The organism is Streptomyces mashuensis, assembly GCF_014654785.1.
In the GTDB taxonomy this organism is placed as follows: Bacteria; Actinomycetota; Actinomycetes; order Streptomycetales; family Streptomycetaceae; genus Streptomyces; species Streptomyces mashuensis.
On record NZ_BNBD01000012.1, the window covers coordinates 90256 to 113811 of the forward strand.

The following is a 23556-nucleotide window of genomic DNA, read 5'->3' on the forward strand; positions in this document are numbered from 1 at the left end:
GGCGTTCCGGATAGGCTGGCAGGATGACGCGAGTCGAGCAGCCGACAGGGGAGAGCCCCACAGCAGGAGCACTGGCCGCGGACTCCCGCGAGCGTGCCGTACGAGCCCTCCTGCGTTTCCGTCCGCTCCGGCGGCTGTGGAACGCCCAGTTCGCCGGCGGGGTCGGAGACGCCCTCGCCGTTCTCGTGCTGCTCGTTCTCGCGCTCCAGGCGGCCGTGGGCTCGGCGGCGTTCGGCGGGGGGTACCGCGGTGCCGCGTTCGCCGTGGCCGCCGTCGTCGGCGCGCGGCTGCTCGCCACGCTGCTCTTCGGCGCCGTCCTGCTCGGCCCGCTGTCCGGGCTGCTGGCGCCCGCCGGCCCCCTCGACCGCCGCTGGACCATGATCGGCGCGGACGGGGTGCGGCTGGCGCTGCTGGCCGTCGCTCCCACCTGGACCGACTGGACACCGGACAACGCCCTGGCCTGCCTGCTGGTGACGGCCTTCGTCGCCGGCGTCGCCGAACGCGTCTGGACCGTCGCCAAGGACGGCGTGGCCCCCGCACTGCTGCCCGCCCCGCCGCCGGAGGGCGACGCGGTGCGGCCGCTGCCCGACCACCACGCCGCACTGCGCCGCCTGTCGCTGCGCACCACGTTCGTCTCGCTGCCCGTCGCCGCGCTGGCGCTGCTGGCCGTGACGCTGGTCAGCAACCTCTTCGGCTCGGGGATCGACTGGTTCCACGACCACCAGGCGGCCCTCGGCTCGTACCTGGCGGCCGGCCTGTTCGCCGCCTCCGGAGCCGTGCTGTACGCCCTCCAGCTGCCCACCCCGGCCGGCGGCGCCAAGGCGCCGCGGGCCCACTCGCCGCTGGAGGGGCTGCGCCGCCCCAAGGGCGCGCAGGGCACGCCCGACAAGGGCCGTACGGGTGCCATTCCGGTGCTCGTCCTGGCGTGCGCGGCCGTGGCCGCCGCGGTCGCCGCGGCCGTCGGCGTGGCGGTGCTGGAGGCGGTCGACCTGGGCGGCGGCCCGGTCGCCTTCGGGCTGCTCGTGCTCGCACTGAGCGGGGGGCCGGTCGCCGGCATCCGTGCCGTACGGAAGGTGCTGCCCGGCTTCTCCCGGCGCCGCCTGCTGGCGCTCGCCCTCGCCCTGACGGGTGCGGCGCTGCTCGTCGCCGGCCTGGTCGCGGACGCGACCACCGTGCTGCTGCTCCTGCTGACGGCCGGCGTCTGCGCCGGACTGGTCGCCGGCATCGGCCACGGGCTGCTCGACCAGGAGACCGAGGAGAGCCGCCGCGCCCGCACCACCGACCACCTGCACGCGGTCGTGCGCGTGGCCGTCGCGCTCGGCGCCCTCGTGGCGCCGCTGCTCGCGGCGGTCATCGGGCCGCACCGCATGCAGGAGGGCGACTTCGTCTTCGCGCACGGCGGCGCGTCCTTCGTCCTGATGCTCGTCGGCGCCCTGCTGCTGCCGGTGGGCGCGCTGGTGCTGGGCCGTACGGACGACCGGCACGGCGTGCCCTTCCACCGCGACCTGATGGACGTCCTGCGGGACGCCGGGCCCACCGAGGGCACCACCCCCACCGGCTTCTTCATCGCCTTCGAGGGCGGCGACGGGGCCGGCAAGTCCACCCAGGTGCAGGCCGTCGCCGAGTGGATCCGCGGCAAGGGCCACGAGGTCGTCGTCACGCGCGAACCCGGCGCCACGGCCATCGGCAAGCGGCTGCGCGCCATCCTGCTGGACGTCGCCTCCGCCGGCCTGTCCGACCGGGCCGAGGCGCTGCTGTACGCCGCCGACCGCGCCGAGCACGTCCACTCCGTGGTGCGGCCCGCGCTGGAGCGGGGCGCGGTCGTCATCAGCGACCGCTACATCGACTCGTCCGTCGCCTACCAGGGCGCCGGCCGCGACCTGTCGCCGACGGAGATCGCCCGCATCTCGCGCTGGGCGACCGACGGCCTCGTGCCGCACCTGACGGTGCTGCTCGACGTCTCCCCGGAGACGGCCCGCGAGCGCTTCACCGAGGCGCCGGACCGGCTGGAGTCGGAGCCCGCCGAGTTCCACCAGCGGGTGCGCACCGGCTTCCTCACGCTGGCGGCCGCCGACCCGGCGCGCTACCTGGTGGTCGACGCCGGCCAGGAGCCGGAGGCCGTCACCACGGTCGTACGGCACCGGCTCGACCAGATGCTGCCGCTCTCGGAGGCGGAGCGGAAGGCGCAGGAGGAGGCCCGCAAGGCCGCCGAGGCGGAGGCGCTGCGCAAGGCCGAGGAGGAGGCCGCCCGCAAGGCCGAGGAGGCCCGCCTGGAGCGCGAGCGCCAGGAGCAGCTGGCGAAGCTCCGGGCCGAGGCGGAGCAGCGCAAGCGGGAGGAAGAGGAGCGCAAGCGGCGCGAGGCCGAGGAGGCGCGGCGCCGCGAGGAGGAGCGCCAAGCGGAGGAGGCGCGCCGGCGCGCGGAGGAAGCGCGCCGTCAGGCGGAGGAGGAGCGCCGCCGCCGCGAGGCCGAGGAGCGGGCGCACGCCGCCGAGCAGGAGCGGCTGCGCAAGGAGGCCGAGGAGGAGGCGCGGCTGCGCGCCGAGGCGGAGGAGCGTCGCCGCGAGAAGCAGCGCAAGGCGGAGGAGGCCCTGCTCGCCGCCGAGCGGGCGCGCCTGGCGGCCGAGGCCGAGGCGTCGGCCGGTGCTGCTGCGGCGGACGCCCCGACCGTGGAGACGCCGGCCCCGGCCGGTACGGACACGGCCACGGACACGACCACGGGCATGAACGCGGACACGGCGCGGCTGCCGGCGCACGGCGAGGACGAGGCGCCGACCGTGGAGCACGCGCGCGTGGACGCGAACCCGGACTCGGAGGAGACGGCGGTGCTCCCGCCGGTGCCGCCGGTGCCGTCGACGCCGCCGCCGATGCCGCAGGTGCGGCCGGGTGGCCCGGCGCACCGCGTCACGTGGGGCATGGAGCCAGCGCCGGCCGGTTCGGACGCTGAGGAGACCGCGGTCCTGCCGAAGCCGGACCGGGCGGCGCGTGCGGAGAACCCGGCGGACCGGGTGCCGGACTGGCTGTTCCGCCCGGAGGCCCCGCCGCAGGACGAGTCCGGGAGCCGCAGGCTGCCGCAGGACGAGGCCGAGACGCGCCAGTTGCCGCAGGTCGAGGCGGAGCCGGCGGACGAGCCGCGGGGGCGCTCGGCGCGCCGCCCGCGCCGCAGACCGGAATGGGCGGACGACGCCCCCACCCTGACGGACGACCTGCTCGGCCCCCGCAAGGAGCGCGGGGCGGGCGAGGAGCGCGGGCGGGAGTAGCCCGCGCCGGGGGCGTGCGGACGGCGGCGGCGCCCCGAAGCGGACCGCCCTGTCGGTGCCGTGGCCCACAATGGGTAGCCGCGGACGGAGAGTGCGGAGGCGGGACGTATGGCGGTGTGGGAGGACCTGGTCGGCCAGGAACGGGTGAGCGAGCAGCTCGCCGCGGCCGCGCGGGACGCCGACGCGTACGTCACGGCCGCCGCGGCCGACCCCCTGGCCGAGGCCGGGGCCTCGCGCATGACGCACGCCTGGCTGTTCACCGGCCCGCCCGGTTCCGGGCGGGCCACCGCCGCGCGGGCCTTCGCCGCCGCGCTCCAGTGCGTCAGCCCCGACCGGGCGGTGTCCGGCCCGGGCTGCGGGTTCTGCGACGGCTGCCACACCTCCCTCGTGGGCACGCACGCCGACGTGGAGATCGTCCGTACGGACCTGCTGTCGATCGGCGTCAAGGAGACGCGTGACCTGGTGCGGCGGGCGCAGCTGTCGCCCGCCGGCGGGCGCTGGCAGGTGATCGTCCTGGAGGACGCCGACCGGCTGACCGAGGGCGCCGGCAACGTCCTGCTGAAGGCCGTCGAGGAGCCCGCGCCGCGCACGGTGTGGCTGCTGTGCGCGCCGTCGCTGGAGGACGTGCTGCCCACGATCCGTTCCCGGTGCCGGTCCCTGACGCTGCGGACGCCCCCGGTGGACGCGGTGGCCGAGGTCCTCGTCCGTCGCGACGGCATCGAGCCGGAGCTCGCCGCGCAGATGGCCCGCGCCACGCAGGGCCACATCGGGCGGGCCCGCAGGCTGGCCACGGACGAGCGGGCGCGGGCGCGGCGCGCGGCGGTGCTGAAGCTGCCGTTGCGCGTGGCGGACCTGGGCGGCTGCCTGAAGGCGGCACAGGAGCTGATCGACGCCGCGGCGGAGGACGCCAAGCAGGTCGCCGAGGAGGTCGACACCAAGGAGACCGAGGAGCTGCGGGCGGCGCTGGGCGCCGCCTCCGGCAGCGGCGGCCGGCTGCCGCGCGGCACCGCCGGCGTGATGAAGGAGCTCCAGGACCGGCAGAAGCGGCGGGCCACGCGTACCCAGCGCGACAGCCTCGACCTGGCCCTGACCGACCTGGCCGGCTTCTACCGCGACGTCCTGGCGATGCAGCTCGGCGCGGGCGTCCAGCCGGCCAACACCGACGTGTACGACGGGTTGCAGCGCGTCGCCTCGTCCTCGCGCCCCGAGCAGACGCTGCGCCGCATCGAGGCGATCGTGGCCTGCCGCGAGGCGCTCGACCGCAACGTGGCGCCGCTGCTCGCGGTGGAGGCCATGACGGTCGCCCTCCGCGCGGGCTGAGAGCCCGCCGTGCGCGGTGAACGGCCTCGCGTGAGTAACGCGCGTGAGTAGTACGCGCGGAGCCGGGCACACCGCAGGTTGGGTGATTCCTCACTCGTACGAGGTCCCGTCGCCGCCAAGGCTGGCCAACTCGGGTATCCGCCCGGATACGCTCCGTATGCCCGCGTAGTCCTACGCATGTCGTCATGTCCGCATGTCCGCATGTCGTATGTATGCGTATGCCCGGTGTACGGGTATGCCGCGGCGTCACCCCCGGCGTCGTGCGGCACGCGCGGGTCCTCCCGTCAGCCGTCACCGAGGGACCAGCCGATGGACTCCACCCGCCTGCTCCGCCGCTCCGGCACGTTCGCCGCGGCCGCCGCCCTGCTGCTCTCCGCCGTGGTGCCCGCGGACGCCGTGCCGGCCAGAGCGCCGGAACCCGGCGGAGTCGCCGGCTCCGCGGCGGCGGCCGCCTCTCCGGCCCCGCCGTTGCGCCCGCTGCCCACCGCGGTGCCGGCCGCCCTGCGCCGGTACTACGGGCAGAAGCTCGCGTGGCACTCGTGCGGCGGCAAGCGCGCGGGGTTCGAGTGCGCGACCCTGCGCGCGCCCCTCGACTACGCCGCCCCGCGCCGAGGCGGTGACATCAAGCTCGCCGTCTCCCGCAAAAAGGCCACCGGGCCGGGGGCGAAGCTGGGCTCGCTCATGGTGAACCCGGGCGGGCCGGGCGGCTCGGCCGTCGGCTTCCTCCAGGCCTTCGCGGGCACCCGCTACCCGCGGTCCGTGCGCGCCCGCTACGACATGGTCGCCATGGACCCGCGCGGCGTGGCCGGCAGCGAGCCGGTCACCTGCCTGTCCGACGCGCGGATGGACGAGTTCGCGCAGGTCGACCAGACCCCCGACGACGACGCCGAGGTGCGCCGGCTGGTGGCCGCCTACCGGGAGTACGCGAACGGCTGTGCCGCGCGCTCCGGGCGGCTGCTGCGGCACGTCTCCACGGTCGAGGCCGCCCGCGACATGGACCTCTTCCGTGCCGTGCTCGGCGACGACAAGCTGCACTACGTCGGCGCCTCCTACGGCACGTTCCTCGGCGCCACCTACGCCGGGCTCTTCCCCTCGCGCGTCGGGCGGCTCGTCCTCGACGGCGCACTGGACCCCTCCCTGGACGCGCAGAGCGTCAACCGCGACCAGACGGCCGGCTTCCAGACCGCGTTCGAGTCCTTCGCCGAGGACTGCGCCGAGCACGAGGACTGCACGCTCGCCGGCGGCGGTCCCGGCGTGGCGGGCACCCGCCTCAAGGCGTTCTTCGACCAGCTCGACTCCCAGCCGCTGCCCACCGGCACCCGACGCGACCTCACCGAGAGCCTGGCCACCACCGGTGTGATCTCCGCCATGTACGACCAGGCCGCCTGGCCCCTGCTGCGGCGCGCCCTGAACGACGCCCAGAACGGCGACGGCGCCCTGCTCCTCCGCCTCTCCGACGCGTACTACGAGCGCGACGAGCACGGCTCGTACACCAACCTGATGGCCGCCAACTCGGCCGTGAACTGCCTCGACCAGGCCCCGCCCTTCCGCAGCCCGGCGGGCGTCCGGCGGGCGCTGCCCGCCTTCGAGAAGGCGTCCCCCGCCTTCGGTACGAGCTTCGCCTGGGGCGCGCTGACCTGCGCTTACTGGCCCGTCAAGGCCACCGGCGGCCCGCACCGCATCACCGCGCGCGGCGCCGCCCCGATCCTCGTCGTCGGCACCACCCGCGACCCGGCGACCCCCTACCGCTGGGCCCGCGGCCTGGCCGGCCAGCTGTCCTCCGGGCGCCTGCTGACGTACGAGGGCGACGGCCACACGGCCTACAACCGCGGCAGCTCCTGCGTCGACTCCGCGATCAACGACTACCTCCTCACCACCACCGCCCCCCCGGCCCAGCGCCGCTGCACCTGACCTCCACGAGCGCCCGCCCGCCCCCGGGCGGGCGCGTGTACGGAGCACCCCGCACGACCCTGTAGACTTGGCCCCGCTGCTGATGCCGTCAGGCGCAGGCAGCGCGCCACCTTAGCTCAGTTGGCCAGAGCAACGCACTCGTAATGCGTAGGTCGCGGGTTCGAATCCCGCAGGTGGCTCCCCGAAAGCCCAGGTCATCGCCCAATGATGACCTGGGCTTTGTGGTGTGTACGGGCTGACGCCGCTCCGGTCGGTCAACTGCTCGTTCCCAGGCGCAAAGGGCGGTCCGGGGCCACGTCGAGGCTGGCCATGACGCCCGGGACCGCGATGTTGGGGAGGGTGAGGCGGTAGAGGCGGGTGATCTCGTCGACCAGCTCCTCGTCGCGCGGGACCGCCTCGGCCACCAGCTGGACGCCCGTCCAGGCGGCCACCAGGAGGCGGGCGGTGTCCGCGGGGGAGACGTGCGGGAGCGTTTCGCCGTTGTGCTCGGCCTCGGTGAGGAGGCGTTCGGCGACGGCGATCCAGTCCGGCCACTTCGTGCCGAACATCGCGCGGGCCCGCTGGTCCACCGAGAGGCGCATCGAGGCGCGCAGGAGCGGCTCGCGGGGCAGGCGGTGGGCGAGGAGCAGCGAGGCGTCGACCAGTTCCTGGAGCTTGAAGCGCTGCGGCAGCAGGCCCTCGGTGGTCACCGCCTCCGCCAGGACGCCGCGCGCGAGGTCCTCCTTGGAGGAGAAGTGGAAATAGAGGGCCCCGCGCGTCACGCCGGCGCGCTCCAGGATCTGGGCGATGGTGGCCGCTTCGTACCCGTGCGCGTCGAAGACGTGTCCCGCCGCTTCCAGAATCGCCCGCCGGGTGCGGACGGCGCGCTCCTGCTGCGCCACGGGGAGCCCTCCTTGCCTGTCCGCGCCCGTCACGGTGGAGCCATCGTGCCCGCTGGAAGCCGGAATTCCGAAGCGGCGCGCCCCGGGTGCCGCCGCCGGGGCGGGGCCCCGCGTCACTGGTTGACGAAGCCGCCGTCCACCGGCATCACGACGCCCGTGAGGAACGGCGAACGGTCGCTGAGCAGCCACGCGGCGGCCTCGGCGATCTCCTCCGGGTCGGCGGTGCGGGCCTGCGGGGTCATGCCGTGGACCATCTCCTCCAGGCCCGGGTTGCGCGCGAACCAGTCGACGGTGATCTCGCTCCGGGTGGTTCCGGGGGCCACCGCGTTGACGCGGATGCGGTCGCGGGCGTACTCGTCGGCGGCGGCCCGGGTCAGGCCGACCACCGCGTGCTTGGAGGCCACGTACGGCGCGGCGGCCGGGATGGCGACGAGGCCGCCCACGCTGGCGTTGTTGACGATGCTGCCGCCGTCGCCGTGTTCGAGCATCGCGGCGATCTCGGGGCGGAGGCAGTTCCACACGCCGCGGACGTTGGTGTCCATGATGGCGTCGAAGACGTCGTCGCCCATCAGGTGCAGCGGTGTGCGGTCGCCGCCGATGCCCGCGTTGTTGAAGGCCGCGTCCAGCCGTCCGTACCGCTCGACGGCGAACGCCACGGCCGCCTCGGCCTCCTCCGCGCGGGCGACGTCCGCGACCACGTACGCGGCCTCGGCACCGGCCTCGCGCAGTTCCCCGACCAGGCCGGCCAGCCGGTCCTCGCGGCGGGCGGCCAGCACGACCTTCGCGCCCTCGCGCGCGAAGACCCGGGCGGCCGCCGCGCCTATGCCGCTGCTCGCCCCGGTGACCAAAGCGACTTTGCCGAAAAGAAGATGATTTTGCGTCATGATCGGGAGTTTGCCAGCCGGGGCGGCCGGTGTGGAGGCCGGATGGCCGGGCGCAGGTCAGGCGCAGGTCACGCGCGCAGGTCGGGCGCGGGTTCCCGGCGCGGTACGCCCAGGGTGCGCTCGATCAGCTCGGCCACCTCCGGGGTGTGGTCGTCGAGGTAGAAGTGGCCGCCGGGGAAGACGCGCACCTCGCAGCGGGCGGCCGAGAAGCCCTGCCACGCGCGGGCGCCCTCGACGGTGACCACCGGGTCGCTGTCGCCGACGAGCACGGTGAACGGGATGTTCAGGGGTGCGCCGGGCGTCCAGGCGTACGAGCCGACGGCGCGGTAGTCGGCGCGGAGCGCGGGCATGGCCAGGGCGAGGAGCTCGGGCTCGTCGAAGATGCCGGCGGCCGTGCCGCCCAGGCGGCGCATCCGTTCCAGCAGCTCCTCGTCCGAGCCGACCTGGTCCTGTTCGCGGGGCGTGGCCCGCGGGGCGGAGCGCGCGGAGAGGAAGAGGCGCTCCGGTGTGGGTGCCGAGCGCTGTTCGAGGCGGCGTGCGACCTCGTAGGCGAGGACGGCGCCCATGCTGTGGCCGAAAAAGGCGAACGGACGGTCCGTCAGCGGCATGACCTCCTCGGTCAGCCGGTCGGCGAGCGCGCCGATGTCGTCGTAGGCGGGCTCGTGATGACGGTCCTGCCGCCCCGGGTACTGCACGGCCACCACGTCCGGTACGTCCGCGGGGTCCGCGGTGACGCCGCCGGTGCCGGCCGGCGTCCGGGTGAGGGTGCGGGACAGGGCGAGATAGGCGCTGGCCGAGCCACCGGCGTGCGGGAAGAGGACGATGCGTATGCCGTCCCGGCGGCCCGTACCGAAGCGGCGGAACCATGTTCTGCTCACCGAGTGTCTCCTCGTGTCTCCGTAGGTGAAGACCATCTTCCGTGGTGGCGCGGGCGTCCCGGAAGGGTCACGGGGGACGAGGTTCCGCAGAACAGTCCAATTCCGTCCTTTGAGTGAACTTTCAGCGCATATGTGTGGCGTGCCCCGCAATGCGGCATGTACTGGACATAAGCTGGCACGCCATTTTGGCGGCCCTGAGCAGGTGTCGAGACCTACGCGACTGGGAGGCCGTCATGGCGACACTGTGCAGACCGGCCATCGCCGTCCCCGAGCACGTGATCACCAGGGAGGAGACCCTGGAGCTCGCGCGCACGCTGCACGCCGATCATCCGCAACTGGAACTGGCCCTCCGGCTGATCGGCAATACCGGGGTACAGACCCGGCATCTGGTGCAGCCCATCGAGGACACTCTGAAACATCCGGGCTTCACCGTGCGTAACGCCCGTTACGAACGCGAGGCCAAGGCGCGCGTGCCGGACGTGGTCCGGCGCGCCCTGGCCAACGCCGAGCTGACGGCGCGTGACATCGATCTCATCGTGTACGTGTCCTGTACAGGCTTCATGATGCCTTCGATGACTGCCTGGCTGATCAACACGATGGACTTCCGCAACGAGACCCGTCAGCTGCCCATCGCCCAGCTGGGCTGTGCCGCCGGCGGGGCGGCGATCAACCGGGCGCACGACTTCTGCCGTGCCTACCCGGGGGCGAACGTGCTGATCGTGGCGTGCGAATTCTGTTCGCTGCTCTATCAGCCGACCGACCTCGGCGTCGGGAACCTCCTCTCCAACGGCCTCTTCGGCGACGCCCTGGCGGCGGCGGTGGTGCGGGGCGAGGGGGGCGCGGGGGTGCGCATCGAGCGCAACGGCTCGCACCTGGTGCCGGACACCGAGTCGTGGATCTCCTACGGGGTCCGGGACACCGGTTTCCACTTCCTCCTGGACAAGCGGGTCCCCGGCACGATGGCGATGCTCGCGCCCGCCATGCGCGACATGGCCGAGCCCCACCAATGGGACGTCTCCGAGCTGGACTTCTACATCGTCCACGCCGGCGGGCCGCGCATTCTGGACGACCTGGGGCGGTACCTCGGACTGCCTCCAGAAACGTTCCGCTACAGCCGGGACACGCTCACCGAGCGCGGCAACATCGCCAGCGCGGTCATCTTCGACGCGCTGGAACGTCTCTTCTTGGAGGGCGGCGCGGAGGACCGGGCGCGCGGCATCATCGCGGGCTTCGGCCCGGGCATCACGGCCGAGATCGCCCTCGGCACGTGGATCGGCGCGGCGGAGGACGGCGACCGCATGGGACGGGAGGCGGCGGCACAGACCGTGTGACGGGCGGGCCGGCCGGCGGCCACGGCACCCGGGTACGGGGCCGTGGCCGCCGGCCCGCGCGCGGCGGCGGGTGAGCCGGGCGAGGCGTCCGGCGTCCCGCGGCCGGCCGGCCGGCCACCCGGACCGTCAGAGGTCGAACTCCGCCGGGTTGATGCCCAGCGCGAAGCAGACCTCGCGGACCACCGCCTGCTCGTCCTTGTCGAAGTTGCCGTCGGCGCCACCGATGACGATGCCGATCTGGACCACGGCACGGGCCTCGGTCGGCTTCTTCTGCACCTTGCCTATGGTCTGCAGGACGCTGACCTTGCCGAAGTCGAAGTCCGTCGCCAGCTTCTGGCAGTAGTCGTTGAACCGCGCCTGGAGGTCGTCGACGGGGAAGTTCCGCAGCACGTCGTTGGTGGCGATGAGCGAGGCGACGCGCTGCCGCTCCGAGGCGTCCACGGTGCCGTCTGCGGCCGCCACCAGCGCGCACATCGCCATGCTGGCATCGCGGAACGCCCCGCTCTTCAGGTCGTTCTTCTTCGCCACCAGCTGGCCCTGCATCGTCGTGGCCGATTCCTTGAGCCGGTCCCAGAGCGCCATGTGCGTCCCTCTCCTCGTGCTGTTCGGGTGCACGGGGAGAACGGTGCAGGAGGGTAAAGAAGTTCCCAAGTGGATGAAATCGGTGAGAAGTGGCGTGAGAGCTCCCGGCTGAGCCCCCTTCACCCGAACAGCACCGCCTTCAGCCGGACAGCGCGTCCAGGCTCATCGGCCTGATCCGTCCCTCCATCATCGCCCCGAGCCCCAGCACCGAGCAGATGTCGGGCTGGTCGGCGATGCGCACGACCATGCCGGTCGCCTGTTCGATCATGGTGTCGAGCCCCGGCAGCATCGCGCTGCCGCCCGCCAGCATCACGCCGCGCTCGGCGAGGTCGGCCACCAGGTCGGGCGGGCACTCGCGCAGCACGCGCCCGATGGCGTCCAGCACCGCGGTGAGCGGGGTGTGGATGGCCTCGCGGACGTGTGCGGTGTTGACCAGGACCGTACGGGACAGGCCCGTGGCGACGTCCCGGCCGCGCACCTCCGCCTCCGTGCCCATCCGGGCCGGGTCGAAGAGCGCCAGGTGCAGGGGGTGCAGGCCCTGGGAGGGCAGCATCAGCTCGTGCTCGCTGCGCAGGTGCTGGATCACGGCGTAGTCGATGGCGTCCCCGCCCACCTGCACCTTCTCGGCCGCCACGATGGAGCCCAGGGAGAGCACCGCCACCTGGGTGGAGGCCGCGCCGCAGACGACGATCATTGTCGCCTCCGGCTGCTCGACGGGCAGGCCGCAGCCGACGGCGGCCGCGATGAGCGTGTCCACCAGCTCCACGCGGCGCGTGCCGAGCGCACTGAGCACCTCCACGGCGGCGCGCCGGGCGATGGGCTCGGCGTCGTGCGGCAGGCAGACGGCGGCGCGCAGCATGGGCTTGCGCCGCCACGCGCGCCGGATCTTGTCGTTGACCAGGAAGCGCAGCATGCGCTGGGCCATGTCGATGTCCACGACGGTGCCGCCGGAGATGGGGCGGACGACGCGGATGTGGCCGGGCGTGCGGCCGGCCATGCCGCCGGCGAGGGTCCCCACGGCGATGAGGGAGCCGGTGCGGGTGTTCACGGCGGCGAGGCTGGGTTCGTCCACGACCAGCCCTTCGTCCTTGACGTAGACGCGTGTCCTGGCGGCGCCGAGGTCCACCGCGACGGTGCAGCGGCGCAACTGTTCGAGGCTGAGGGTCATCGGGTGTCCTGCCCTGGTGGTGCGGTCGTGCGCGGGTGGTCGGGCCGCCGAGGGCCCTGCGGCCATCGTGCAAGGCGGCGCGCCGGGGTGCCCGCTGAAATGAGCCGCCCGGGGGAGCAGGGGGTGACGTCCCGTCAGGGACACGCGACGCCCGGCCGAGGCGAACACCCCCGTCGCCCGTCTCGGCCGGCGTCACGCGAGTGAGTCTGCCACCGGGGTCTGACAATGGGTCTGACCTGCGCCTCATGGGCGCGGCGGGGGTAGGGATGGGGGTAGGGGAGGGGGCCGGGGGCGCCCCCGCCCCCCTTCGCTCAGCTTCCCTTCCGTACCCCCGGCAGGAACCCCGCATGGGCGTGCGCGCGGACGTTGATGCGGGAGAGGCCGAAGGCGCGCAGGCAGCCGCGGGGGCGGCCGTCCAGCGCGTCACGGTTGCGTACACGCGTCGCGCTCGCGTCGCGCGGTTGCCGGCACAGCGCGCGCTGCGCCGCCTCGCGCTCCTCCGGCGGCGTACCCGGACAGCGGACGACCGCCTTCAGGAGGGCGCGCCGCGCCGCGTACCGCGCGACCGTGATCCGTCGCGCCTCGTTCTTCACGATCTTGCTCTTCTTCGCCATCAGACCCGTCCCCCTCGCGCGCGGATCCGTGCGACCGCCGCTTCGACGCCGATGGCGTCCACCGTCCTGATCCCCTTGGCGCTCAGCGTGAGGCGCACATGGCGCCGTTCGCTCGCCAGCCAGTAGCGCTTGCGCTGCACGTTGGGGTCGAAGCGGCGGGCGGTACGCCGGTGCGAGTGGGAGACCGTGTTGCCGAAGCCCGGCCGCCGGCCCGTCAGTTGGCAGTGTGCTGCCACGGTCGGCACCTCCTCGGAAGCTCGTTAATGAAAATGGAAACCGTTTCTGTATAGTACCGGCCATGGCCCGCAACGAACTACGCCCCGTCGTCAAACTCCGGTCCACCGCCGGGACCGGCTACACCTACGTCACCCGCAAGAACCGCCGTAATGACCCCGAACGGCTGGAACTCCGCAAGTTCGACCCGGTGGCCGGCCGGCACGTCGTCTTCCGCGAGGAGCGCTGAGTGCCGTGAACGCAGTGAGCCCGGCCGGCCGCGGCCCCCTGCCCGTCGTCCTCGTCGGCGGCCTGCACGCGGACGCCCGCGCGGCGGTCGTCCAGCGCCTGCTGGAGACCGTCCCGGGGAGCCTCGCCCTGCACCACGACCTCGCCGTGCCACCGGGCGCCGAAACGGTCCGCCGGACCGTCCGCGACCGCTTCCGCGCCCTGGGCGCCGCAGACGTCCCCCTGGTCAACGGCTGCGGCTGCTGCGCCCTGCGTGAGGACCTGCTGCCCGAGCTGCGCCGTCTGGCGGACACCGGCGTCTGCCGGCTGGCCGTCGTGGAGCTGTGGGACTCCGTCGAGCCGCGGGGCGTGGCGGAGGCCGTCGCCGCCCACGGCGCGGGCGGCGGCAGCGGCTTCCGCCTCACCGGCGTCCTCACGGCCGTCGACCCCGCGTTCGTCCTGCCCTACCTGGCCTGCGGGGACGACCTCGCCGAGACGGGACTCGCGGTCGCGGTGAGCGACCGGCGCACGGTGGGCGACACCTTCGCCCGGCAGGTGGAGTACGTCTCGGTGCTCGCCCTCGCCGACGGCCCGGAGGCCGCGGAACCCGCCGACCACGCCCTGCTCGCCCAGACGGCCCCCGCCGCACGCCAGGTGCGGGCCGGCTCGGTGGACCTGGTCGCAGCCGCCTTCGGGGGCTTCGACACCGAGGCCGCCGCCGCCCGCGCGCACCCGGCCTGCGCCCTGTTGCCCCAGGAGGCGCGCGAGCACGGCGTCGCCACGCTCGTCTGGCGCGCGGACCGGCCCTTCCACCCCGGCCGGCTGTACGCGGCCCTGGAGGACCTCACCTGTGCGGCGGCCCGCAGCCGCGGGCGGTTCTGGCTGGCCGACCGGCCGGACACGCTGCTGGCCTGGGACGCCGCCGGCGGCGCGCTGTGCGTGGAGAACGCCGGTCCCTGGCTCGCGGCGCTGCCCGAGGCCGCCTGGGAGATGGTGCCCGCCGAACGCCGGGTGGCCGCCGCCCTGGACTGGCACCCCGAGCACGGCGACCGCGGGCAGCACCTCACGTTCACCGCGCCCGGCCTGGACACGGACGGGCTCCGTGAGCTGCTCGGCTCCTGCCTGCTGACCGATGCCGAGTACGCGGGCGGGCCGGCCGCTTGGCGCCACCTCCCGCCCGCCTTCGACGAACTCCTCGCCCCGGTCTCCTGACCCGCCGCTCCCCGTCCCCGCCACCACGCGAATCCGGCCGTCTTCCCGGCCGTTCCCTCCCCTCCCCACCCCTCCGCGGAAAGGAACCACCCGTGCCCACCGACCCCGCGCGGCGCAAGAACCGCAAGCCGCGCCGCAATCCCCTCGACGCCGCCGGAATCACGTACATCGACTACAAGGACACCGATCTTCTCCGGAAGTTCATTTCTGACCGGGGGAAGATCCGCAGTCGTCGCGTGACGGGTGTCACGGTGCAACAGCAGCGCCGCCTGGCGCGTGCGATCAGGAATGCGCGGGAGATGGCGCTGCTTCCGTATTCCGCGGGGCCGGCCGCCGGACGTGCGGCTTCCGGCAGGAAGGGCTGAGAAGCGCACGGAACGAAGAGGGCGCGGGCGCCGTTTCGTAGTGGCGGGAACACCCTGAGTGCACGTGCATCGGCTCATGCATGCGCACATGAACGCGGCTATGATCCGGTGCAGTTGCCATCCTCGAAACCCTGTTCAGAGAAGTCCGGGGAAAGAGGGTGCCCCCTGCAATGATCCGGGAGGGTCCAGTGCCCCAGGCGTACAACGGCATGGCCGCCTCGGACATCCACGATGTCGTATGGCGAAAGAGCCGGTACTCGAACTCCCAGGGTTCCTGCGTGGAGTTCGCGAAGCTTCCGGGTGGCGGGATCGCCGTGCGCAACTCCCGCCACCCGGACGGCCCGGCGCTCGTCTACACCCCCGCAGAGATCGAAGCGATGCTGCTGGGGATCAAAGACGGTGAATTCGACTACCTGATACGCGACTAACCCCGTGATCTAGTCGCGCGGCAGGCGGAACAGCGCCCAGACCACCTTGCCCCGCACCGGGCCCGCCGTGGCCGCCAGGGGGTGCCAGCCCCAGGCGTCGCTGAACTGCTCCACCAGGAACAGCCCGCGCCCGCACTCGTCCCCGGTGCCGGCCTCGCCCGCGACGGGTCCGGCCTCGCTCGGATCGCGTACCGCGCACACCAGCCGTGTCGTCCAGCGCATCAGCTGGAGGCGTACCGGTGGCTCGTGCTCCGGTCCTGCGGCGGTATCCGGCACGGCGTAGCGCAGGGCGTTGGTCACCAGCTCCGACACGACCAGGGCGACCTCGTCGAAGAGGTTGCCGAGGTCCCACTGGCCGAGTGTGGCTCTGATGAAGCTCCGCGCGCCGCCGACCGCTTCGTACCGCGATGGGAGCAGGCACGATGCCGAGAGGGAGTCGGCGGATGAGTCGATCGGAGGAAGCTCTCGCCATAAGGGAGAGAGCACAGTCGATCCTTCGGTACCCATCCGAGGCACTCCTGGCAATCGAGGGCGTGACGTGGCGTGCACGTGTGCGAGCACCATGGTTCCCAATGCGCGGGGCGGATGCAAGGGCAGATGCACGTGCACGAGGGGGATTTGGGGGCGCGCACGCGGGTTGGCGGGCAATTCTCCCTACGTCCCGCGCCGTAGCACCTCCACCCGTGGCCGGTCCGGGACTCCGGACCTTCCCGTAGGGGGCCCCGGAGGTGGCAGACTTCGGCGCCAGGGGCAGCGGGGGTCGCCCCCAGGAAGGTGCGGATGCGGTACGACCGGAACGGAACCGGAAGGGGAAGGGGCGCACCATGGCCACGAACGAGTCGAGCGGTTCGGTGGTACGGCGGATACTCCTGGGCTCGCAGCTCAGGCGGCTGCGCGAGTCGCGCGGCATCACCCGTGAGGCGGCCGGGTACTCGATCCGGGCCTCCGAGTCCAAGATCAGCCGGATGGAGCTCGGCCGGGTGAGTTTCAAGGCGCGCGACGTCGAGGACCTGCTCACCCTGTACGGGGTCACCGACGGCGCCGAGCGCGAGGCGCTGCTCGGCCTGGCCCGGGAGGCCAACGTCGCTGGCTGGTGGCACAGTTACGGCGACGTGCTGCCCAGCTGGTTCCAGACGTACGTGGGCCTGGAGGGTGCCGCGTCGCACATCTCGATCTACGAGGTGCAGTTCGTGCACGGCCTGCTCCAGACCGAGGGGTACGCCCACGCCGTCGTCGTGCGCGGCCAGCCGAAGGCGGACGAGGCGGAGGTCGAGCGGCGTGTCTCGCTGCGCATGGAGCGGCAGAAGCTGCTGTTCTCCGAGCGGGCGCCACGCTTCCACGCCGTCCTGGACGAGGCGGCGCTGCACCGCCCGTACGGCGACGCGGCCGTCATGCGGGACCAGCTCCAGCACCTCCTCGACATCTCCGAGCAGCCGAACGTGACGCTCCAGGTCATGCCGTTCGCGCACGGCGGGCACGCGGGCGAGAGCGGGGCGTTCACCATGCTCCGTTTCCCCGAGTCGGACCTGTCCGACGTGGTCTACCTGGAGCAGCTCACGGGGGCGCTGTACCTGGACAAGGGTGAGGAAGTGGCCCAGTACGAGCGGGCGATGGAGCGGCTGCACGCGGACAGCCTCTCCCCGGCCGAGAGTCGCTCCCTCATCGGTCGTCTCCTTCAACTCCTGTGACACATCAGTACGATGACGTCCCGACAGGGCAACGCACAGCGTTGCGGGCGCCGTCGGACGCCCCGCCGTGCGCAGACCACTCGGCCCCCACGCAGACAGGGATGGCGCATGTCGTACTTCGACCAGCTGGCCCACCAGTACATCGACGGCGAGTGGCGGGCCGGCAGCGGCTCGTGGGACATCGTCGACTTCAACCCGTACGACGGGGAGAAGCTGGCCTCGATCACGGTGGCCACCGGCAAGGAGATCGACGAGGCGTACCGTGCCGCCGAGCGGGCCCAGCCGGGCTGGGCGGGCACGAACCCCTACACGCGGCGGCTCGTCTTCGAGCGGGCGCTGCGCATCATCGACGAGCGCGAGGCGGAGCTGAGCGCCGCGATCACGGCGGAGTGCGGCGGCACGGCCCTGAAGGCGGCGTTCGAGCTGCACCTGGCCCGTGAGTTCCTGCGGGAGGCCATCCACCTGGCGCTGGGCGCGGAGGGCCGCATCCTGCCGTCGCCGGACGACACGCGGGAGAACCGGCTCTACCGGGTGCCGGTGGGGGTGGTGGGGGTGATCAGCCCCTTCAACTTCCCGTTCCTGCTGTCCGTCAAGTCGGTGGCGCCGGCGCTGGCGCTGGGCAACGCGGTCGTGCTCAAGCCGCACCAGAACACACCGGTGTGCGGCGGCGGCCTGGTGGCGCACGTGTTCGAGGAGGCCGGGCTGCCGCCCGGTGTGCTCAACGTCGTCGTCACCGACATCGCCGAGATAGGTGACGCGCTGATAGAGCACCCCGTGCCGAAGGTCATCTCCTTCACCGGTTCGGACAAGGTCGGGCGGCACGTCGCCACCGTCGCCGCGTCCCACTTCAAGCGGACGATCCTGGAGCTGGGCGGCAACAGCGCGCTGATCGTGCTCGACGACGCGGACGTCGACTACGCCGTCGACGCGGCGGTTTTCAGCCGTTTCATCCATCAGGGCCAGGTCTGCATGGCCGCCAACCGTGTGCTCGTCGACCGCTCCCTGGAGCGCGAGTTCACGGAGAAGTTCACCGCCAGAGTGCGGGCCCTGAAGGTCGGAGACCCAGGCGACCCGGCTACGCACATCGGCCCCCTCATCAACTCCGGGCAGGCGGAGGCGATCACCACGCTCGTCGAGCAGGCCGTCGCGGACGGCGCCACGGCGCTCGTACGCGGCGCGACGGACGGCAACCTCGTCGGCCCGTCGGTCCTCACCGGCGTGCCGGCGGACTCCGCGATCCTCCGGCAGGAGATCTTCGGCCCGGTCGCGCTGATCATCCCCTTCGACGGCGAGGACGAGGCCCTGCGGCTGGCGAACGACACCCCCTACGGGCTGAGCGGCGCGGTCCACACGGGCAGCGTGGAGCGGGGGGTGCGGTTCGCCAAGCGCGTCGAGACCGGAATGATCCACGTCAACGACGCGACGGTGCACGACGAGCCGATCGTCCCGTTCGGCGGCGAGAAGCACTCGGGTGTGGGGCGGCTGAACGGCGAGTCGATGCTGGAGGCGTTCACGACGACGAAGTGGATCTCGATTCAGCACGGGCGGAGCAGGTTCCCGTTCTGACGCTGCGTCGGGCCGGGCTCCGGGGCTGATGCCGGGGTCGTCTCGGGGGCCGATCAGGGGGCTTTCAGGGGCTCATTAGGGCGCGATCCGGCCTAATGCCGATCTACGGTGGAGCCATGAGGTCGCCGGACGGGGGCGGCCGGACCGATGAAAGGCATGCGCCATGCCCACTCATGTGATCGAGCAGGACCCCTCGGACGAGCGCGGCACCCTGCTGGCCTTCCTGGAGGCCCAGCGTGGCGGCCTCCGCCGCGCGGTCCTCGGCCTGACCGACGAGCAGGCGGCCACCCGGCCGAGCGCCAGCGAGCTGTCGCTCTCCGGCCTGCTCAAGCACGTCGTCGAGACGGAGCAGAGCTGGGTGCGCCGCGCCCAGGGGCTGCCGCCGGCCGTGCCCCGCGACGAGTCCAACTGGCACGAGAGCTTCCTGGCGGGCGAGGGCGAGACCATTCCGGTGCTGCTCGCCCGCTGGGAGGAGGTCGCGGCGGAGACCGAGCGCTTCCTCAAGGAGGCGCCCAGCCTGGAGGACACGTTCGCGCTGCCGGAGGCGCCGTGGTTCCCGCCGTCCTCACGCGTCTCGATGCGGTGGGTGATGCTCCACCTGATCGAGGAGGTCGCCCGGCACGCCGGCCACGCCGACGTCATACGGGAGTCGCTCGACGGGAAGACCGCGTTCGAGCTGGTGGCCGAGGAGCGCGCGGCGTCCGGGGAGGCGCGGGACGCCTAGGGCGCACGGGACGCCCTAGTCTGGGCCGCGTCGGGAGAGACCGGGCGCGAGGGGACTGAGGCGGAGATGTCGGCGGTGTCGGCCATCCGGCTGCTGGTGCTGGGCGCGGTGCGCCGCCACGGACGGGCCCACGGGTACCAGGTGCGGGGCGATCTGGAGCTGTGGGGCGCGCACCAGTGGTCCAGCGCCAAGCCGGGGTCGATCTACCACGCGCTGAAGTCCATGGCCGGCCAGGGCCTGCTCTTCGCGCACGACGTCGCGCCCAGCGAGGCCGGCGGGCCGCCGCGCACCGAGTACGAGCTGACGGAGGCGGGCGAGGACGAGTACTTCGCGCTGCTGCGCTCCGCGCTCCGCTCGGTGGGGCAGAAGGTCGACGTGCTGACGGCGGCCGTGGGCTTCGTCGTCGACCTCCCGCGCGCCGAGGCGGTCGCGCTGCTCCGGGAGCGGCTGGCCGCGCTGGAGGAGTGGCGGGCCGACATCCACCGCCACTGGACGCCCGGCGGGGACGAGGACTGGGGCCACATCGCCGAGATCATGGGCATGTGGGTGCACACGGCCGACAGCGACGCCGCGTGGACGCGCGGCCTGATCGAACGGCTGGAGAGCGGCGCGTACGTCATGGCGGGCGAGGGCGACCCGTGGGCGGGGATCGCCACGTCGGACGTGGAGTGACGGGCCGGGTCCCTCAGCGGCCGCGCGGCGCGTACATGATGACGGCCATGCCGGCCAGGCAGACGAGGGCGCCCACGACGTCGTACCTGTCCGGCCGGTAGCCGTCGGCGACCATGCCCCACACGAGCGAGCCGGCGACGAAGATCCCGCCGTAGGCCGCCAGGATGCGGCCGAAGTGCGCGTCCGGCTGGAAGGTGGCCACGGCCCCGTACAGCCCGAGGGCGACGGCCCCCGCACCGACCCACGCCCACCCCCGGTGCTCCCGCAGCCCCTGCCACACCAGCCACGCGCCCCCGATCTCCAGGAGCGCGGCGACGAGGAACAGGGCGACGGAACGAGCGATCAGCATGGCGGCAGCGTGCCGCCTTCCAGGTCGAGACGCCAATCGTTGCTGCGCAGGAGGTGACCACTGCCCGCCGGGTACTCGAAGTCGCACTCCCCGACGAGCGTGAACCCGGCCCGGCGGCAGACCGCGTTCGACGCCGGGTTGCCCACCGACGGGAAGGCGTGCAGATACCGGAGCCGGCGCTCCCCGCGCAGCCGTTCCACGACGGCGAGCGCGGCGGCGGCCGCGATGCCGCGCCCCTGGTGCTCCGGCAGGACGCTCCAGCCGGTCTCGTGCACCGGCCGGTCCTGCCAGAGCCGGTCCCAGTAGCCGATGGTGCCGGCCGCATCGCCCCGCGGCCCCAGCCGGACGCTGAACATGACGCCCGTCCCCGCCGCCGGCATGGCCAGGTACCGCTGGTGCCGGGCCAGCACCTGCTCGTCCGTCTCCGGCCCGCCCAGGTGCTGCTTCATCTCCGGCGTATTGACCCGGCGCAGCAGCTCCAGGTCGCGCTCGGCCCACGGCTCGATCCATATGTCCGGCATGCGCCGGAGACTAGCTTTCGCGGGCCGGGTGCGGACAGCGGATTACGCCGGCTTGCACCTCACGCCGCGTGAGCCCTCACCGTGGGGTGTGCACAGGAAGGGAGCGGAACGCCATGAGCTACTCCGTCGGGCAGGTGGCCGCCGTGGCCGGGGTGACCGTGCGCACGTTGCACCACTACGACGAGATCGGCCTGCTCCGGCCGTCCGGGCGCAGCCGGGCCGGGCACCGGCGGTACGAGGACGCGGACCTCGACCGGTTGCAGCAGGTCCTGTTCTACCGGGAGCTCGGCTTTCCGCTCGAAGAGGTGGCGGTGCTGCTGGACGACCCGGACGCCGACCCGGTGGCGCACCTGCGTCGGCAGCACGAGCTGCTGACCGGCCGGATCGAGCGGCTCCAGCGGATGGCCGCCGCCGTCGCACACACCATGGAGGCACGGAAGATGGGCATCAACCTCACGCCGGAGGAGAAGTTCGAGGTCTTCGGCGACTTCGACCCCGACGCGCACGCCGCCGAGGCGGAGCGGCGCTGGGGCGGCACGGAGGCCTACGCCGAGTCGCAGCGCCGTACCGCCGCGTACGGCAAGGAGGACTGGCTGCGCATCAAGGCGGCCGCCGACGGGCTGAACCGGCGGCTGGCCGCGCTGATGGACTCCGGGGCCCCGCCCGAGTCGGAGGAGGCCATGGACCTCGCCGAGGAGCACCGGCAGCAGATCGGCGCGTTCTGCTACGACTGCCCCTACGAGGCCCACACCGGGCTCGCCGAGATGTACGTCGCGGACGAGCGGTTCACCGCGACGTACGACGCGGTCCGCCCCGGCCTGGCCGTCTACCTGCGGGACGCGATCCTCGCGAACGCGGTGCGCAGGGCCTGAGCCGCGGCTCAGGCGTGCGGGGAGACGACGACGGCGGTGCCGTAGGCACAGACCTCGGTACCGACGTCGGCGGCCTCCGTCACGTCGAAGCGGAACATGAGCACCGCGTTGGCGCCCCGGGCGCGGGCCTGCTCGACCAGGCGCTCCATGGCCTGGTTGCGGGTCTCGACGAGGGTCTTGGTGAGGCCGCGCAGCTCGCCGCCGATCAGGGACTTCAGGCCCGCGCCGATCTGGCTGCCGATGTGCCGGGAGCGCACGGTCAGCCCGAAGACCTCGCCGATGACCCGGTCGACCCGGTAGCCGGGGATGTCGTTGGTCGTCACCACGAGCACATCCGACTTCTCGTGCTGACCGCCGCCGAACTCCTCGATGCCCATTGCACCCACCTCCGTCTTGTCTGTGCAGTTTTGCCCTTCGCCGTCCGGGACGCACTCCAGGGCGCCGGGGTTGCGCTGTCCGGCGTACGGACGCGGGGGCCGTCGCGGGCCCGTACGGGAGCGCTCTGGAACCGGTCGGCCCCCCGTGACGTTGGTAGCTTGGGGGATACCTTGGGGCCTCGCGCCGCCTCTTCCGCCTGTGCCCGGGCCTCGCACACGAGCCTGGCCCTCGACCCAGGAGCCATCACTCCGTGACCCTGACCACGCTCGCGCTCGGCCCCCAGTGGCTGGACGCCGACTTCCTGATCGGCAAATTCGGCCTCATCGGCGTCCTGGCCATCGTCTTCGCCGAGTCGGGCCTGCTGATCGGCTTCTTCCTGCCGGGTGACGCCCTGCTCTTCACGACCGGTCTGCTCGTGACGACCGGCCAGCTGAACGACTATCCGCTGTGGGTGGTGTGCACGCTCATCGTGCTCGCGGCGATCCTGGGCGACCAGGCCGGTTACCTCTTCGGGCGGAAAGTGGGGCCGGCGCTGTTCCGGCGCCCCGACTCCCGCCTCTTCAAACAGGAGAACGTGGAGAAGGCCCATGAATTCTTCGAGAAGCACGGCCCGAAGTCGCTGATCCTCGCCCGGTTCGTCCCGATCATCCGCACGTTCACGCCGATCATCGCCGGCGTGAGCCGGATGAACTACCGGTCGTTCCTGATCTTCAACGTGGTCGGCGGTCTGCTGTGGGGCGCCGGTGTCACGGTGCTCGGCGCGTCCCTGGGCAGCATCGAGTTCGTCCGCAAGAACATCGAGGCGATGCTCATCGCCATCGTGCTCGTCTCCGTGGTGCCGATCGTGGTGGAGTTCCTGCGCGCCCGTTCCAAGGCGAAGAAGGAGGGCGCGGCAGAGGCGGCGGAGTACGAAGCGGAAGAGGAAGCGGAAGCCGCTGCGGGGGCTGCCGAGCCCGACCCGTTCGACTTCGACTGGCCGCAGCCGCAGCCGCAGCCGCAGCCGCAGCCGCAGCCGCAGCCGCAGCCGGCCCCCGCGTACGGGCAGCAGCAGCCGTACGCTCCTGGCCCTTACGGGCAGCCCCAGGCCCCTTACGGGCAGCCGGCCCCTTACGGCGCGCAGGGCGCCCCTTACGGCGGCCAGCAGCCCCCCGCTCCTTACGGCAACGGCACCCCGCCGCAGTACTACCAGGGCCAGGGCCAGGGCCAGGGCCAGGGTCAGGCCCAGGGCCACGCGCCCGCCCCGCAGCCGTACCCGGCCGCGCCTTACGCGCAGCAGCCCCCCGCCGCGTACGGCCACTACGGCACCCCGCCCGCCACTCCCGCTCCCACTCCCGCCCCCGCGCCCGAGGCGCAGGCCCCCTACGTGCAGCCGGAGTCCCCGGCGGCGCCGGCCGGCGGTGGGTCCTGGTTCGGGGAGGCTCCCGGAGAGGGCCCCGGCGACGAGCGGCCGCCCGGGTCGCGCGGGCGGCACGCCCGGCGCTGAACGCACACGGAGGGCCCGGCTTGGAGCCGGG

General features: G+C 73.2%; 25 protein-coding genes and 1 tRNA gene. 15 read left to right on the forward strand and 11 right to left on the reverse strand.

Annotation, left to right across the window (positions count from 1 at the left end):
• The first annotated feature begins 23 nt into the window (after positions 1–23).
• The 4 genes from tmk (at position 24) to IE305_RS24985 (ending at position 6667) form a co-directional block, all read left to right on the forward strand.
• A complete protein-coding gene (gene tmk / locus IE305_RS24970; RefSeq protein WP_190131992.1) occupies positions 24–3257 on the forward strand; it encodes a dTMP kinase in 3234 nt (1077 codons plus the stop codon).
• Positions 3258–3365: 108 nt separating this feature from the next.
• A complete protein-coding gene (locus IE305_RS24975; protein ID WP_190131993.1) occupies positions 3366–4577 on the forward strand; it encodes a DNA polymerase III subunit delta' in 1212 nt (403 codons plus the stop codon).
• 309 nt (positions 4578–4886) lie between these two features.
• Positions 4887–6488 carry an alpha/beta hydrolase gene (locus IE305_RS24980; protein WP_190131994.1) on the forward strand — a complete coding sequence of 534 codons (1602 nt, stop codon included), beginning with the start codon at positions 4887–4889 and terminating at the stop codon, positions 6486–6488.
• 105 nt (positions 6489–6593) lie between these two features.
• Positions 6594–6667: transfer RNA gene (locus IE305_RS24985), tRNA-Thr, on the forward strand.
• A gap of 75 nt (positions 6668–6742) precedes the next feature.
• Here IE305_RS24985 and IE305_RS24990 read toward each other — a convergent pair.
• From IE305_RS24990 to IE305_RS25000, 3 genes are all read right to left on the reverse strand, one after another.
• Positions 6743–7369, reverse strand: coding sequence for a ScbR family autoregulator-binding transcription factor (locus IE305_RS24990; protein ID WP_190131995.1), 627 nt, complete (start codon positions 7367–7369; stop codon positions 6743–6745).
• A 113-nt stretch (positions 7370–7482) separates the two neighbouring features.
• The gene (locus tag IE305_RS24995) at positions 7483–8253 is read right to left on the reverse strand and encodes a glucose 1-dehydrogenase (RefSeq protein WP_190131996.1); all 771 of its coding nucleotides are present in this window, start codon (positions 8251–8253) and stop codon (positions 7483–7485) included.
• A 68-nt stretch (positions 8254–8321) separates the two neighbouring features.
• The gene (locus tag IE305_RS25000; RefSeq protein WP_229891504.1) at positions 8322–9131 is read right to left on the reverse strand and encodes a thioesterase II family protein; all 810 of its coding nucleotides are present in this window, start codon (positions 9129–9131) and stop codon (positions 8322–8324) included.
• A gap of 233 nt (positions 9132–9364) precedes the next feature.
• Here IE305_RS25000 and IE305_RS25005 point away from each other — a divergent pair, with 233 nt between their 5' ends.
• Positions 9365–10462 carry a type III polyketide synthase gene (locus IE305_RS25005; RefSeq protein WP_190131998.1) on the forward strand — a complete coding sequence of 366 codons (1098 nt, stop codon included), beginning with the start codon at positions 9365–9367 and terminating at the stop codon, positions 10460–10462.
• Between the two features lie 126 nt (positions 10463–10588).
• On the opposite strand, the gene IE305_RS25010 is transcribed toward IE305_RS25005, so the two are convergent.
• From IE305_RS25010 to rpmB, 4 genes are all read right to left on the reverse strand, one after another.
• Positions 10589–11044 (reverse strand): tellurite resistance TerB family protein, encoded by a 456-nt coding sequence (locus tag IE305_RS25010; protein ID WP_190131999.1) that lies wholly within the window; start codon positions 11042–11044, stop codon positions 10589–10591.
• A 139-nt stretch (positions 11045–11183) separates the two neighbouring features.
• Entirely contained in the window at positions 11184–12212 is a 1029-nt protein-coding gene (locus tag IE305_RS25015; protein WP_190132000.1) for a rod shape-determining protein, read from the reverse strand.
• Positions 12213–12523: 311 nt separating this feature from the next.
• Complete coding sequence (gene rpsN / locus IE305_RS25020) at positions 12524–12826, reverse strand: 30S ribosomal protein S14 (RefSeq protein WP_190132001.1); 303 nt, start codon at positions 12824–12826, stop codon at positions 12524–12526.
• Entirely contained in the window at positions 12826–13062 is a 237-nt protein-coding gene (gene rpmB, locus IE305_RS25025) for a 50S ribosomal protein L28 (RefSeq protein WP_190132002.1), read from the reverse strand. Before rpmB ends, rpsN begins: the two co-directional genes overlap by 1 nt.
• A 62-nt stretch (positions 13063–13124) precedes the next feature.
• On the opposite strand from rpmB, the gene rpmG reads away from it, so the two are divergent.
• From rpmG to IE305_RS25045, 4 genes are all read left to right on the forward strand, one after another.
• A complete protein-coding gene (rpmG, locus tag IE305_RS25030; RefSeq protein ID WP_190132003.1) occupies positions 13125–13289 on the forward strand; it encodes a 50S ribosomal protein L33 in 165 nt (54 codons plus the stop codon).
• A gap of 5 nt (positions 13290–13294) precedes the next feature.
• The gene (locus IE305_RS25035; RefSeq protein WP_229891506.1) at positions 13295–14479 is read left to right on the forward strand and encodes a CobW family GTP-binding protein; all 1185 of its coding nucleotides are present in this window, start codon (positions 13295–13297) and stop codon (positions 14477–14479) included.
• 92 nt (positions 14480–14571) lie between these two features.
• On the forward strand, positions 14572–14844 hold the full coding sequence (gene rpsR, locus IE305_RS25040) for a 30S ribosomal protein S18 (protein WP_190132004.1): 273 nt from the start codon (positions 14572–14574) through the stop codon (positions 14842–14844).
• 188 nt (positions 14845–15032) lie between these two features.
• Positions 15033–15272, forward strand: coding sequence for a DUF397 domain-containing protein (locus IE305_RS25045; RefSeq protein WP_190132005.1), 240 nt, complete (start codon positions 15033–15035; stop codon positions 15270–15272).
• A 9-nt stretch (positions 15273–15281) separates the two neighbouring features.
• Here IE305_RS25045 and IE305_RS25050 read toward each other — a convergent pair whose 3' ends face one another.
• The gene (locus IE305_RS25050) at positions 15282–15779 is read right to left on the reverse strand and encodes an ATP-binding protein (protein WP_190132006.1); all 498 of its coding nucleotides are present in this window, start codon (positions 15777–15779) and stop codon (positions 15282–15284) included.
• A 317-nt stretch (positions 15780–16096) separates the two neighbouring features.
• On the opposite strand from IE305_RS25050, the gene IE305_RS25055 reads away from it, so the two are divergent.
• The 4 genes from IE305_RS25055 to IE305_RS25070 all read left to right on the forward strand — a co-directional run bounded on the left by IE305_RS25055 (position 16097) and on the right by IE305_RS25070 (position 19922).
• Positions 16097–16960, forward strand: coding sequence for a Sco1979 family transcriptional regulator (locus IE305_RS25055; protein ID WP_190132007.1), 864 nt, complete (start codon positions 16097–16099; stop codon positions 16958–16960).
• Positions 16961–17068: 108 nt separating this feature from the next.
• Complete coding sequence (locus IE305_RS25060) at positions 17069–18526, forward strand: aldehyde dehydrogenase family protein (RefSeq protein ID WP_190132008.1); 1458 nt, start codon at positions 17069–17071, stop codon at positions 18524–18526.
• Positions 18527–18689: 163 nt separating this feature from the next.
• The gene (locus tag IE305_RS25065) at positions 18690–19250 is read left to right on the forward strand and encodes a DinB family protein (RefSeq protein ID WP_190132009.1); all 561 of its coding nucleotides are present in this window, start codon (positions 18690–18692) and stop codon (positions 19248–19250) included.
• A 75-nt stretch (positions 19251–19325) separates the two neighbouring features.
• A complete protein-coding gene (locus IE305_RS25070) occupies positions 19326–19922 on the forward strand; it encodes a PadR family transcriptional regulator (RefSeq protein ID WP_190132071.1) in 597 nt (198 codons plus the stop codon).
• A 13-nt stretch (positions 19923–19935) separates the two neighbouring features.
• Here IE305_RS25070 and IE305_RS25075 read toward each other — a convergent pair whose 3' ends face one another.
• On the reverse strand, positions 19936–20271 hold the full coding sequence (locus IE305_RS25075; RefSeq protein ID WP_190132010.1) for a YnfA family protein: 336 nt from the start codon (positions 20269–20271) through the stop codon (positions 19936–19938).
• Complete coding sequence (locus IE305_RS25080; protein WP_190132011.1) at positions 20265–20792, reverse strand: GNAT family N-acetyltransferase; 528 nt, start codon at positions 20790–20792, stop codon at positions 20265–20267. The genes IE305_RS25075 and IE305_RS25080 overlap by 7 nt, the downstream gene beginning before the upstream one ends.
• Before the next feature lie 113 nt (positions 20793–20905).
• Here IE305_RS25080 and IE305_RS25085 point away from each other — a divergent pair, with 113 nt between their 5' ends.
• Positions 20906–21664, forward strand: a complete 759-nt coding sequence (locus IE305_RS25085) for a MerR family transcriptional regulator (protein ID WP_190132012.1) — start codon at positions 20906–20908, stop codon at positions 21662–21664.
• An 8-nt stretch (positions 21665–21672) separates the two neighbouring features.
• Here IE305_RS25085 and IE305_RS25090 read toward each other — a convergent pair whose 3' ends face one another.
• A complete protein-coding gene (locus IE305_RS25090) occupies positions 21673–22041 on the reverse strand; it encodes a YbjQ family protein (RefSeq protein WP_190132013.1) in 369 nt (122 codons plus the stop codon).
• A gap of 257 nt (positions 22042–22298) precedes the next feature.
• Between IE305_RS25090 and IE305_RS25095 the strand changes: the two genes are divergently transcribed.
• Entirely contained in the window at positions 22299–23525 is a 1227-nt protein-coding gene (locus IE305_RS25095) for a DedA family protein (RefSeq protein ID WP_190132072.1), read from the forward strand.
• Positions 23526–23556: the final 31 nt, after the last annotated feature.